Here is a 12331-nt window from a genome sequence, read left to right as displayed (position 1 = left end):
GTTCTCGGTTTTCATCTTGTAGGGATTCTTGCTTTTTCCCTATCTACCCAGATATTTTTCTTTTTGGCAACCCTTGTCTTGTCAGGTTTTGACCCACTTGTGTCCGTCAGTCAGGGATACATTTGGAGACTCATTGGGACTTAGGCATTTTCGTCCAAAAAAGGATACATTTGGAGACTCATTAGGATTATTAAGCAAGGAGGCAAAATTATTTGTAGGATGGGTTAGCGGTAGCGTAACCCATGCCGGCGTTGGGTTTCATGCTTCAACCCAACCTACGTTCTAATTTTAGTGAGTATCTTGTCGAAAAATCTAGCGGGGGCATTCATCCGACATTTTAGGTAAAAAAATTAATTCAGCCGGTGTTACCGCTCCTTTTTCGGTAATGATAGCGGTGATTAAAGCGGCGGGAGTAACATCGAAAGCGGGGTTATAAAAGTTAACATCTCTAGGGCAAAGGGTAGTTGTCCCCACCTGATAAATTTCGGCACGATCGCGCTGTTCGATCGGTATCCCCGTACCATCCTTAAGGGAAAAATCCACCGTCGATAGCGGCGCGGCCACATAAAAAGGCAGATGATGAGCTTTTGCCAGCACCGCAAGGGAATAGGTGCCAATTTTGTTGGCCGTGTCCCCATTGGCCGCAATGCGATCGGCCCCAACAATCACCGCATCGATCAGTTTTTGCTGCATACAGTGGGCCGCCATGCTATCGGTGATCACGGTGACGGGAATTCCCTCCCGCAGACATTCCCAGGCGGTTAATTTTGCCCCTTGCAGCCGCGGCCGGGTTTCGTCTGCATACACTTGTATTAATCTCCCTGCTGTCCAAGCGGAACGAATTACCCCTAAAGCAGTACCATAACCGGCCGTGGCCAGGGAACCAGTATTACAGTGGGTTAAAATTGTCAGTTTTTCCGGTTGCTCCGGCAGCGCCAATAAACCATGGTGACCGATCGCCCGACAGGTTTCCACATCTTCTTTTTGGATATTTTGGGCAGTTTCAAGGAGATTTTTGGTAATTACTGCCACTTCTGGGCCACTTTCCCTGGCCACTTTTAACATTCGCTCGATCGCCCAGAATAAATTCACCGCCGTCGGCCGGGTTTGGGCTAATCGATCGGCTATTCTAGTTAAATCAGCCAGAAATTGCTCTTTCTGGTCGGTGGTAATTTCCTGCGCTCCTAAAACCATACCGTATGCAGCCGCCACCCCGATCGCCGGAGCGCCGCGGACAATCATCGTTTCGATCGCCCGGGCCATGGCTTCACTGCTGGTGATCTCAACTTCCCCATACTCCATGGGTAAACGGGTTTGATCGATCAGCCAAACTTTGTTATCTTGCCAACGCACGGGATAGATCGAGTTACTCTCGCAAGTGGTTGTGGTCATAAACATTTTTAGATTGAGAATTAGCTAAATTTACCACTATAGCAGCGGCCTTTCTCCACGGCTGATCAGCAGTAAAAACTATTTTGTGTTTTTTTGTAAAAAGTAATTTTAAATACAGAAACTTTTTTTAGAATGTATAGATAAGTGACTAGGAAAAATTTAAGAATACTTTCTCACCTAGCCCGACCTTTTATACTAACCGATTAAGAGGATAATTACCGTGAAAACAGCGAAATATCCCGAAAAAATTGCCGCTCTCTGGACAACATTCCTCTTGGGAACTCTATTTCACACCCAACTGGGTTTAATGCCGCTTTTCCATGGTCAATCGATCGTCGAGAGTCATCAAACCAGCAATCTCGATCCGATTTTCTGGGGAATGTTGCTCTTTTTTTTGCTGCCAATGTTAGCGATTATCGGGGTCAATTTTAGCGAAAGTCGCTCCTTGAGAAAGGCCCATTTCTGGCTGACAATTCTCTATTCTGTCTTGAATTTAGCCCATCTGATCGCCGATCTTCTGGTCAGACCGATCGCCTGGTATCAAATCGCTCTCATGGCAATTTTATTGATCATCGGACTGATTTTAAATCTAGTTTCCTATCAATGGCTGCGGTTAGCGATCGCCCATCCGCGCCATCTCTCGGAAAGTCATTAGCAGTGCCAAGATCAAGGGGTAGCCAGTTGACTAACTGATTCAGACAAGAGGATGCCTTTTGATCTCAAGTTGGTGCTTATTAAGGCAAAAGCAAGCTTAAACCGTAGCTAAAGCGATTTTTTTTGAAAATATAGCTTAAAAAATCCAATTAATCCCTATTCTTCCCTAGATCAGTCCGTAAATTGCCCCTATTTCCTGGCCGCCGCTGCGACCACATCTCACCAAATATGGAGCTTTTTAGCTATGATGGTTCAGAAGCAAGCCAATAAAGGGAACTTTCGGGGCTTGTTATTCATCAAAAAACTCCTGATCGGAGGGGTTAAGCAGACGATATAGTTCAGATTAACGGCAAATATTGGTTAATAGTAATAACGAGGTAATTATTTTGATGAAATCTCTCATTCGTTGGACAGCAACTCTTGGTTTAGTAGGAACGACAATGTTGACTTCGCTGCTGGGCAGCTATTCTAAAGCACTCGCTTTACCGGAAGAACAAATCGTCAAAACCTTGCAGTCTGTACCTGTCTTCGCTATTGCCGATGATCAAGGAGTTCCCCTAATTGCCGTGGGAGAAAAAGAACAGAAATTCACGGGAGTTTTTATCAGTCGGCAGGACGCACAAAACTTTTTTGAACGACTGAAAAAAGAGAATCCTGAAGTGGCCAGCAAAGTTAAAGTTCAGGCTGTTTCTTTGGCACAGGTCTATAAAATGCAAACCAGTCAAACCGATCAAAATCGTCTAATTATCGATTTTGTTCCCAAAGAGTCGGAAGTAGAATCAGCGAAAAAACTGCTCAGTGAAAGAGGTCAACAATATCAAGGTGGTGTACCTTTGTTTGTGCCGAAAGCAGGAAAAGAGAGTAATTTTCTGGTGATCAGTCGCAATAATCAGGATTTGATTCCTTTCTTCTTTGAAAAGGCCGCCGCTTTGCAAATGGTAGAACAATATAAAAAAGCTAATCCCGCAGAAGCGACCACGGTGAAAATTGATGTTATTCCCTTAGAAAGTGTCATCGCTACCCTACAACAAAGCCAGGATGAAGCTTTAACCAAAATTCTCCTCTATCCTAGCCAAGAAACGATTGATTTTATTCGGGCAAATAGCAACCAAAATGCTCCCAACCAACCCCCGGCAAATCAGCCACGCCCTAATAATAATACCAATAATCCCCCCGCCCCCAATCGTTAAGTCTTGTGTCTGCGAGTATTTCCGGTCAAGAATTAAGTCAATGGCGCCAACAGGCGATCGCTGATTTAGAGCAAGCGCAACTATCTCCGAAAGAAGTGGATATCTTTCTGCAAGCAGTGACAGATTTAGATACTCTTTCCCTGCGCTTACAATCCTTTCGCGAACGAGAAAAAATCCCCTTGAGTTATTCTTGGTCGGAAATTACTAAACGCTGGCAAAAACGCCTGCAAGTAAGGGTTCCCTTGCAGTATTTGCTCGAATCGGTGGTCTGGCGTAATTTTACCCTCAAAGTCTCCCCAGAAGTCTTAATTCCTCGTCCCGAAACCGAGTTATTAATCGATATTGTTGGCGAAACCGTCAGAGGAGACGACGGGGGAATCTGGGTAGATCTGGGAACCGGTAGCGGTGCGATCGCTATTGGCCTGGCCAGCATCTTGACAAAAGCAGAAATATATGCTATTGATTACAGTCAAACGGCTTTAGCGATCGCCAAAGAAAATATCATCAAGACGGGTTTTGCCGACAGAATTATCTTAAAACAGGGTTCTTGGTGGACCACCCTAGAGAAGTGGAAAGGACAGATTAGCGGTATGCTGTCCAATCCTCCCTATATTCCCAGTGCAGAAATCCTTGACTTACAAATTGAAGTGCGGGAACATGAACCCCGTTTGGCCCTCGATGGAGGTGAAGATGGATTGACCGCGCTGCGCTATCTAGTGGCCACTGCTCCCGATTATCTGCGATCGGGAGGCCTTTGGCTAGTGGAAATGAGAGCCGGTCAAGGGGAAAAAGTAGCGCAAATGCTGGAAAATCAGGGCAATTATCGACAAATTCAGATTATTAACGACCTAGCAGGTTTTGATCGCTTTGTTTTGGCCGAGCGAATTTAGCGCAATGCACCCGCTTCGCAGTCCCGCAGCCAGAGACGCACCGCTTGGCCGATGGTGCCTTGACTGGTTTCTAGGGGAGGTAAGGGGACTTGAGCGGGTTCAAGGGCAGCTAATTGACTGTAAACCGTCACTAATCGCCATCCTTCCCCAGTTTTAGTTAAAAATAACCAGTGATAATTCTGGAGGCTGACAAAGCGATTTTTGCTATACTGACGCTCTAAAGTCGTAAAAAAAACCTGTTGAGTGTCATCGGCAATTTGACCGGAATATTGACCGGCAGTTAAAGGTAGGGGTGCAAATTCAGGACGACCGGCAATAATCACAAAAACCGGTGTAGATAATTTTTGGTCGATTTGGGAGCGGGTAATAACTCGATTAGCATAACTGGGTAAATCTGACAAGAGGCGATCGACTAAAAGATTTAAATCCTCCGGACAGCTAGAAAGAGGACGACTAACTGCTGGCAAGTTAATCCCGAAAATAACCAGTAATACAGCTAAATATCGGCTAATTCTTGACAAATTTTTGCCCATGCTACCTTTGGCTCCTCGGCACCGGTGATCGGTCGTCCAATTACTAGATAATCAGCCCCAGCTTTAAGCGCTTGGGCCGGAGTCATCACCCGACTTTGATCCCCTTTCGTTGACCAGGAGGGACGAACTCCGGGGCAAACTAAGAGAAAATCCTCTCCACAGACGCGACGCAATTGCGCCACTTCTTGGGGAGAACAAACCGCCCCATCAATTCCCGATTCTTTGCCCAATAATGCCAGATTTAAGGCATATTCCGATAGTTCTAGGGGAATTTTGAGGTCGAGGGCTAATTCGCGGGCGTTAAGGCTGGTTAAAACGGTGATAGCGAGAAGTTTTGGCGGCGATAGCAGGTCAGAGATTGCCCCCTTAGCCGCCGTCAGTGCTTGCCGTCCGGCCGTAGCGTGCAGGGTGAGTAAATCCACTTGATAGCGACTAGCTGAACGACAGGCCCCGGCGATTGTATTGGGAATATCATGAAATTTTAGATCGAGAAAGCTCTTTTTTTGTCTTTCTTGCAGAATCCCTAGAATTTCTGCACCGCTACTGACAAATAATTCTAGTCCCACTTTCCAAAAATTGACTTCCGGCAACAGATCAAGCAGTGCGATCGCTGATTCTAAATCCGGCACATCGAGAGGAACAATAATTCGGTCTGAGTTGGTCATATTGGGGTGATACAGTGGGGGTGTGGGGTGTGGGGTGTGGGGTGTGGGGTGTGGGGAGAGGGAAGCGGGGAGAGGGAAGTGGGGAAGTGGGGACGGAGTTTCAAGGCAGTACAGCTTAAATCAGAGAAAAATCCAATCGGCAAAGGTGGCAGCCTGTCCGCAGTAAATGCCATCACGATCGATGATATTCCAAACGATCGCTTTTTCAATGCGAAATAGTTGACCATTTTTCGTGATCCTTACCCCGTGATAATCGTTGATATAGCCCTGTTTTTTGACTAAATCTAGCATTTTTTGGCGTTCTTTGGCGATTTCCTCCCCCTCTACCGTCGCTCGCGAAGGAGTTGTTAATAATTCTGGCCAAGTTAAACCCCAGAGATCGAGGGCACCGCGATTACCATAATTGAAGATCGGATTAGTTTGTGTACCGTGGGAAACCAGCACAAAAGGGGCATAAAAGAGCATTTTACTCTGTTCTTTGCCAGTACCGATCCGGGGTAAAAGCGATCGCCCGATTAATCGTTCATAATTATCCAGCAGCAATTCCGTCCAAGCTATAATAGCTAAATCTTCCCAAATTTCCATAAAATTATCTTGAAAAACCGGTTTAATCTTGCCGTTGCCAATATTTATAGGCCGCGTAGGCTAAAGTAATCACTCCCGTCAGAATTGCCGACTCATCCACTAAAAATTCCGGATGGTGAAGGGGGGGATTGAGGAGGTGAGGAGAACCCACTCCCAGACGGAACATTGTCCCCGGGGCCTGTTGCAAATAAAGGGAAAAATCCTCGGCCCCCATGGAGGGTTCCGAGAGAATTAAAACCCGATCCCTTCCCCAAGCTTCTAAACCAGCTTCTTCGACTAAACGGGTTAAAAATTGGTCATTTTGCACCGATGGCACGCCCCGACGATATTTTACTTGACATTTAGCGTTATATGTGCTACAGACATTCGTGACCAAACTCTCGATCCATTCCGGGAGATGGGCGTGGGTTTCTGGGTGCAGCGATCGCACGGTTCCCGCCATGCGTACCTGATCAGCGATGACGTTGGGGGCGCGACCACCGCTAATCTGCCCGATGGTGAGGACAATGGGACGCAAAGGGTTTTGAGTCCGACTAATTGCCTGTTGTAAAGTGGTGATTACTTGCGAAGCGATCCAGATAGCATCGATCGCCTCGTGGGGCCGGGCCCCGTGGCCGGATTCCCCTTGAATAAAAATCTCCAGATCGTCGGCAGCTGCAGTTAAGGCCCCGTAACGAACTCCGATCGATCGGGCCGGAATCGAGGGGAAAACGTGCAGCCCCAAAACGGCGCTGACATCCCGCATCACCCCCTCCCGGATCATCCAATTGGCCCCCTGGGCGATTTCCTCTGCTGGTTGAAAGAGAAAGCGTATTTTTCCCCCCAAAGGTTCCGAGAGACGGGAAAGCACCATCGCCACCCCTAAACCGACGGTAGCATGAACATCGTGACCGCAGGCGTGCATAATCCCCGGTTTGCGGGAAGCAAAGTCTAAATCGGTCTTTTCTTGGATCGGTAGGGCATCCATATCGGCGCGGATGGCTAAAATCCTTCGATCACTGCCTTTTCCCGCCAATTCTCCCTTAACTCCCGTTTTTCCCACCGCTTCCTGCACCGATAGACCACAGGAAGACAAAACCCCGGCAATATAGGCGGCAGTTTGATATTCTTGCCCGCTTAACTCTGGATTCGCGTGAATGTGGCGGCGAATCTCCACTAATCGGGGTGCGAGACTCTCGGCTATGTTTTTAATCTCGGAGAGCATGAAACCAGTTTTACAGTATCTTTAGAGTTAATCATAGAGCATTTTTTACCTGAAAATTCGACTTGGCTGATTTTAAGTCTGCATTGTCTTCTCGGCATTCTTTCAACCCTGGACTAAGCTAATTTGTCAATAGGATGCAGGAGTTACTATTCATCTCTTGATTCGGTAACGCCTCTTGAGAGAATATTCCAGCTATGATAGGAAACATTGTCTAGTTAGGAAAAAACATGGTTCAGTCTTCCGAAAAAATTGAAGTTAAGTACGGGGAAAGAGAAATTGCCGAAGGAACATTAATTACTTTCCCCAATCCACGCCCTGGCAGAAATTACGATATTCAGATCACTCTGCCGGAATATACCTGTAAGTGTCCCTTTTCCGGTTATCCCGATTTTGCCACTATTTATCTTAGCTACGTTCCCGATCAAAAGGTGATGGAATTAAAGGCGATTAAACTTTATATTAATAGTTATCGCGATCGTTATATTTCCCACGAAGAAGCAATTAACCAAATTTTAGATGATTTGGTGGCCGCTTGCGAACCCTTGCAGATGAAAGTTAAGGGGGATTTTCATCCCAGAGGTAACGTACATACCGTGGTGGAGGTGATGTATAAAAAAGAATAGCATAATTGTCTAGTTTGGGGATGGGGTTGCCTCCATCCCTTGCTGTTCTAGTTTTTGTTGTTCAAGTTTTTTGCTGTTCGAAGGTCTGTAGCCAGTCAACAGGAGAAGATGCTCAAGCAGGTTATATCGCTATCTTGTCCTTTGTCTGATAGGTTTTATACTAAATCCGTTGAGTATAGGCTTACATATCAGGACAGGCACTCATGCAAGAGGCAAGAGGCAAAAGGGAGAATAAATAATCAGTTTTTAATAACCTGGTTTAGTATTACTCATCGAATCTATCCTCTCCTTTCTGTTGTTCGTGTCTCTATGGTTGATCCTTAACCCTTGGCACAACCCGAAAGAATTGTAAAAGTTAGGGTCATTAAAAAAAGCTGGGATTATCATTAAAGTAGTCCGAATCGTGATCCTGATTTTATGTCCCAGAAAAATGAAATTCTTCCGCTGCTGTTGACGGTTATGGTGACATCGGCACTTTTAGGAGGAATTGCTTGGTGGTTGCTCAACAAAACCTTTCCCAATCTCAATGATCGATCTAATTCTTCCTCCTCGAATAATCAAATTTCTGAAACTTTAGGTGCAGTTAAAAATGTCCCGGAAGGATTATTTAACTACGGGGGAAGTACCACTTGGGCCCCGATTCGCAAGGAAGTGGACTTTATTATCCAGCAAGTCTGGCCGAAATTTCGCCTCGTCTATACCGATCCCACTACGGGAACCCCCGGCACCGGCAGCGGTATTCGGATGTTAATCGAGAATCAATTGGCTTTTTCCCAAGCATCTCGATCGCTCAAAGATGAGGAAATACAACGCGCTCAACAACGGGGATTGACCTTAAAAGAGGTTCCCGTGGCTATCGATGGAATTGCGATCGCAGTTCATCCCGATTTACCGGTTTCCGGTCTAACAATTACCCAGTTAAAAGATATTTATACAGGAAAAATTCGCAATTGGCGGCAAGTGGGCGGGCCTAATTTAGCGATTATTCCCTATTCCCGACGCAAGGAAGATGGGGGAACCGTGGAATTTTTTATCGATCAGGTTTTAGAAAAAGCCGATTTTGGCAGTAATATTCAGTACATTTACAGTACAACTTCCGCTCTCAGAAAAGTTTCCCAAAATTTAGGAGGAATTTACTATGCTTCTGCACCGGAAGTAGTTCCCCAGTGTGGAATTAAAACTTTACCCCTCGGTAAAAGCGAAAATAAGTTAGTTGCCCCCTATCAAGAACCTTCGATCCCGTCTTCCCAATGTCCCCAGAAGCGTAATCAACTGAATGAATTAGCTTTTCAAAAGGGAGAATACCCGATCACCCGTCGTCTTTTTGTTATTATCAAACAAAATGGTCAATTAGACGAACAAGCGGGGGAAGCTTACGCTGATTTATTATTAACCGATCAAGGACAGGAATTAATTGAAAAAGCTGGTTTTGTTCCCTTGAGATAATTTAATCCAACTTCTACAAATCTAGGTTAAAGTGAATTTGAGCAATTTTCATCTGAGTGTGCGCTTGATTGGGCGCATCTAGAGGACTGCTACTCCCAGTTTTGTCCAGATTTTCGGCTATCCCGTCGAAATCATCCCTCAGTGCGAACGATTTTTACTGAACAAGCAGGGCATCGATGACGGTGGGATTTACACCTTCTGTCGCTACTATCCCACCTATGTGCAACTGGCAGTGGTAGCCAACAACCCCGACGAGCAAGCCATTTGCGCCCAATACCTGCGCCATAATTGCGTCAGATACTTTGCTTTGATCTAAAATTGAGTCAGCAATATCTAATTTGGAGTCTCAGGCAATGGAACCGATTTCTCTAATTCTCGCTGCGTTGGCTGCTGGTGCGGTTGCTGCTGCTAAGGATACGGCAGGAACAGCGGTTAAGGATGCTTATGAGAGTTTAAAAGCGTTGATTAAGAAGAAATTTGCAGAAAAAGGGAAAACAGATGATAGTGATATCGTCGATAAACATGAGAAAAAACCAGATTCAGAGGGGGTAAAAACACTGCTCAAAGAAGAGTTACTTGAAGCAAAAATTGATAGAGATGCAGAGGTTATTAAGACAGCAGAAGAATTACTCAAGCAATTAAAACCTGAAGAATTTGCCGCAGGTAAGTATAATATTGATGTTGGTGATGATATTAAAGGAATGGTGGGAGATGGCACTTTTAAGGGAATTGCAGGAGATATTAGTGGTGGAAATATTAGTCAGAAGATTAATTAGTTGAGAATTATTTAGGAGGGAAATTTATGTCAATTACTGTTGAGGTAGAACTTAAAGATTTTCTAATTCAAATCAATCAAAAGTTAGACAATCTTCAAAAAGATGTTACTGATATTAAGATTGAACTTAGTGAAGTTAAAGGTGAAATTAAGCTTCTGGAGGTAAAAATTGATGGTGTCGAGAAGCGTCTGGAGGAAAAAATTGATGGTGTCGAGAAGCGTCTGGAGGAAAAAATCGATGGTGTCGAGAAGCGTCTAGAGGGAAAAATTGATGGTATTGAGAAGCGTTTAGAGGGAAAAAATGATGGCGTGGAAAAGCGCTTAGAGAATCAAGAGTTTGTCAGTCGAGGGATTTTAGTCGCTTTAATTGTAACGATTTTAGGCGGTTTGGCTAAATTGTTTGGTTTAGTAGGAAGTCCTTAAAGAGTGCTAATTCTAAAACTGCAATTTAAAGTTAACTTGAAAAGAATAATTTTGGGGTAGCAAAAATGACTGATAAAAGTTATTATTCAGAAATAGGGGGTGATGTTAAAGGTCTTAGCGGTGATGGTGAATTTAAGGGAATTGCAGGTGATATTAGTGGCGGTGTAATCAATCAATATATTATCACCCAAAAGTCAGGAGTTGAGATTCAGGCTCAAACTTTAATTACGGGTTCACCTTATTTGGGTTTAAGGAAGTTTGAGGTAGATGATAAGGATAGGTTTTTTGGGCGAGATAATTGGATTATTGAGTTAACCGATTATTTAAAGCAAAAGAATGTTTTATTGCTTTTAGGTGCGTCGGGAAGTGGTAAGTCTTCTCTGGTGCAAGCGGGTTTAATTCCTAAGTTAAAGGATAATTTTGGCGCGAATAAATTGGTTAATTTAACTTTTGTTCCTGATGTTAATCCCTTTGAGTCTTTTTATGGTTGTCTTTTGGCAAATAGATATAAACAATACCAAGCGAAATTAGCACAAGCTGTTAAGGAAGATACTTTAATTAAGGTGGTTGAAGGATTAAAAAATAATTCTGATTTATGGTTTATTTTTATTGACCAATTTGAGGAGTTATTTACTCGTACACCGAAGACAGAAAGGGATATTTTTATTAAAAGTTTGGTTAATTTAATTGAAAAGAATGATAGTTTAGTTAAAATTGTGATGACGATGAGGGCGGATTTTTTAGATAAATTAAGTCCTTATCCTAGTTTAGGAAAAATCCATGATCAGTATAGCAAGATGTTAACGGATATGGACGAAAGTGAGTTAAGATTAGCTATTGCTGAACCGGCGGCGAGAAATGGGGTAATTTTTGAAAAGGGATTAATTAATCAAATTGTTGCGGATTTTTATGAACAGGCCGGCTCTTTACCTCTGTTACAATATACATTAGATTTATTGTGGGAAAAAGATCATATTCAAAATCGGGTTTTAAATAATAAGATTTATCAAGAGATTGGTGGGGTAACGGGTGCGCTAGAAAAACAAGCGGATAAAATTTATAGTCAATTTAATGAACAGCAAAGGAAAGCAGCAGAGGAAATTTTTCTAGAGTTAATTAGTTTAGAAGGGGAAAAAGCGGTTAGCAGAAGGGCGGATAAATCGAGTTTTGAACAGGAGGAAATGCAAAGGGAGGTTCTCTATCAATTGATAGATAATCGTCTTTTGGTGAGTAAGGGAGAAGACGGGAAAGCAACGGTTGAGGTGGCACATGAAGAATTGTTGCGGTGTTGGCAAGTGTTACAGGATTTAATTCGAGAAAAAGAGGAGATAATTGTTCTGAGAAGTCGTTTATATGCTGATGCTAAACAGTGGGATGATTTACAGAAGCAAGATGCAGTAAAAGCGAGTAGTGAGCTTTGGCGAGGTTCTAAGTTAGCCAAAATTGTTGAGTTTCAAAAGAATAATTCTCTGCCTAATTTAGATCCTGTGGCGATTGAGTTTATTAAGGCGAGTGTTACTCAAGCTGAACGTCAAAAAAATGAAAAAATTAGAACAGCGCGAAGGATTGCGGCGGTTTCTTTGGTGGCGGTGGTGATTAGTACAGGATTGGGTTGGATGGCTTGGAAACAAACACAACAAGCGGAACTCAATCTGGCAAATGCTCGCGGGTTTTCTTCCTTGTCTTTGTTTGATAGAGGAAAAGAATTAGAGGCTTTCGTTGAAGCAATTAAGGCAGGAAAAACCTTGCAAAATCAACACAAATATGATGCGGAAGTGATGAATGCTTTGAATAAGATTCTGGTTGAGAGAAGTGAACGCTATACTTTAGAAGGGCATAATAGTAATGTCAATAGCGTGAGTTTTAGCAGCGATGGCAAGACTTTAGCGACCGGTAGTGATGACAAGACAATCAAACTGTGGAATGTTCAGACAGGTCAAGAAATCCGCAC

Annotated in this window: 13 protein-coding genes; 8 read left to right on the top strand and 5 right to left on the bottom strand. The window is 43.8% G+C overall.

Going from position 1 to position 12331, the window contains the following annotated elements:
- Positions 1 to 312 precede the first annotated feature (312 nt).
- Positions 313 to 1392 carry an S-methyl-5-thioribose-1-phosphate isomerase gene (mtnA, locus tag EWV68_RS19080; protein WP_287170730.1) on the bottom strand — a complete coding sequence of 360 codons (1080 nt, stop codon included), beginning with the start codon at positions 1390 to 1392 and terminating at the stop codon, positions 313 to 315.
- Between the two features lie 220 nt (positions 1393 to 1612).
- On the opposite strand from mtnA, the gene EWV68_RS19075 reads away from it, so the two are divergent.
- The 3 genes from EWV68_RS19075 to prmC all read left to right on the top strand — a co-directional run bounded on the left by EWV68_RS19075 (position 1613) and on the right by prmC (position 4126).
- Positions 1613 to 2047: a hypothetical protein gene (locus tag EWV68_RS19075; RefSeq protein WP_079210292.1), complete on the top strand. Its 435-nt coding sequence runs from the start codon at positions 1613 to 1615 to the stop codon at positions 2045 to 2047.
- A gap of 388 nt (positions 2048 to 2435) precedes the next feature.
- The gene (locus EWV68_RS19070) at positions 2436 to 3236 is read left to right on the top strand and encodes a Tic22 family protein (protein ID WP_271937276.1); all 801 of its coding nucleotides are present in this window, start codon (positions 2436 to 2438) and stop codon (positions 3234 to 3236) included.
- 5 nt (positions 3237 to 3241) lie between these two features.
- Positions 3242 to 4126, top strand: coding sequence for a peptide chain release factor N(5)-glutamine methyltransferase (gene prmC, locus EWV68_RS19065; RefSeq protein ID WP_287170729.1), 885 nt, complete (start codon positions 3242 to 3244; stop codon positions 4124 to 4126).
- On the opposite strand, the gene EWV68_RS19060 is transcribed toward prmC, so the two are convergent.
- The 4 genes from EWV68_RS19060 to EWV68_RS19045 form a co-directional block, all read right to left on the bottom strand.
- Positions 4123 to 4659, bottom strand: a complete 537-nt coding sequence (locus EWV68_RS19060; RefSeq protein WP_287170728.1) for a hypothetical protein — start codon at positions 4657 to 4659, stop codon at positions 4123 to 4125. The genes prmC and EWV68_RS19060 overlap by 4 nt on opposite strands.
- The gene (pyrF, locus tag EWV68_RS19055) at positions 4623 to 5324 is read right to left on the bottom strand and encodes an orotidine-5'-phosphate decarboxylase (RefSeq protein ID WP_287170727.1); all 702 of its coding nucleotides are present in this window, start codon (positions 5322 to 5324) and stop codon (positions 4623 to 4625) included. The genes EWV68_RS19060 and pyrF overlap by 37 nt, the downstream gene beginning before the upstream one ends.
- A 120-nt stretch (positions 5325 to 5444) precedes the next feature.
- Positions 5445 to 5909 carry an MEKHLA domain-containing protein gene (locus EWV68_RS19050; protein ID WP_287107981.1) on the bottom strand — a complete coding sequence of 155 codons (465 nt, stop codon included), beginning with the start codon at positions 5907 to 5909 and terminating at the stop codon, positions 5445 to 5447.
- Positions 5910 to 5931: 22 nt separating this feature from the next.
- A complete protein-coding gene (locus EWV68_RS19045; protein WP_287170726.1) occupies positions 5932 to 7113 on the bottom strand; it encodes a M20 family metallopeptidase in 1182 nt (393 codons plus the stop codon).
- Positions 7114 to 7340: 227 nt separating this feature from the next.
- Here EWV68_RS19045 and queF point away from each other — a divergent pair, with 227 nt between their 5' ends.
- The 5 genes from queF to EWV68_RS19020 form a co-directional block, all read left to right on the top strand.
- The gene (queF, locus tag EWV68_RS19040) at positions 7341 to 7736 is read left to right on the top strand and encodes a preQ(1) synthase (RefSeq protein ID WP_002740916.1); all 396 of its coding nucleotides are present in this window, start codon (positions 7341 to 7343) and stop codon (positions 7734 to 7736) included.
- Between the two features lie 417 nt (positions 7737 to 8153).
- Positions 8154 to 9182 carry a PstS family phosphate ABC transporter substrate-binding protein gene (locus EWV68_RS19035; RefSeq protein WP_287170725.1) on the top strand — a complete coding sequence of 343 codons (1029 nt, stop codon included), beginning with the start codon at positions 8154 to 8156 and terminating at the stop codon, positions 9180 to 9182.
- Positions 9183 to 9535: 353 nt separating this feature from the next.
- A complete protein-coding gene (locus EWV68_RS19030) occupies positions 9536 to 9958 on the top strand; it encodes a Het-E N-terminal domain-containing protein (protein WP_287170724.1) in 423 nt (140 codons plus the stop codon).
- A 26-nt stretch (positions 9959 to 9984) separates the two neighbouring features.
- Positions 9985 to 10380, top strand: coding sequence for a hypothetical protein (locus EWV68_RS19025; RefSeq protein WP_287170723.1), 396 nt, complete (start codon positions 9985 to 9987; stop codon positions 10378 to 10380).
- 65 nt (positions 10381 to 10445) lie between these two features.
- Positions 10446 to 12331: NACHT and WD repeat domain-containing protein (locus EWV68_RS19020; protein WP_287170722.1), on the top strand; the 1886-nt coding region annotated here is incomplete at its 3' end.

The sequence above is a fragment of the Microcystis sp. M_QC_C_20170808_M9Col genome, assembly GCF_007095495.1.
GTDB classification, from domain to species: domain Bacteria; phylum Cyanobacteriota; class Cyanobacteriia; order Cyanobacteriales; family Microcystaceae; genus Microcystis; species Microcystis aeruginosa.
Note: the sequence above shows the minus strand (reverse complement) of the source record. Positions and strands in the feature narration are given on the sequence as shown.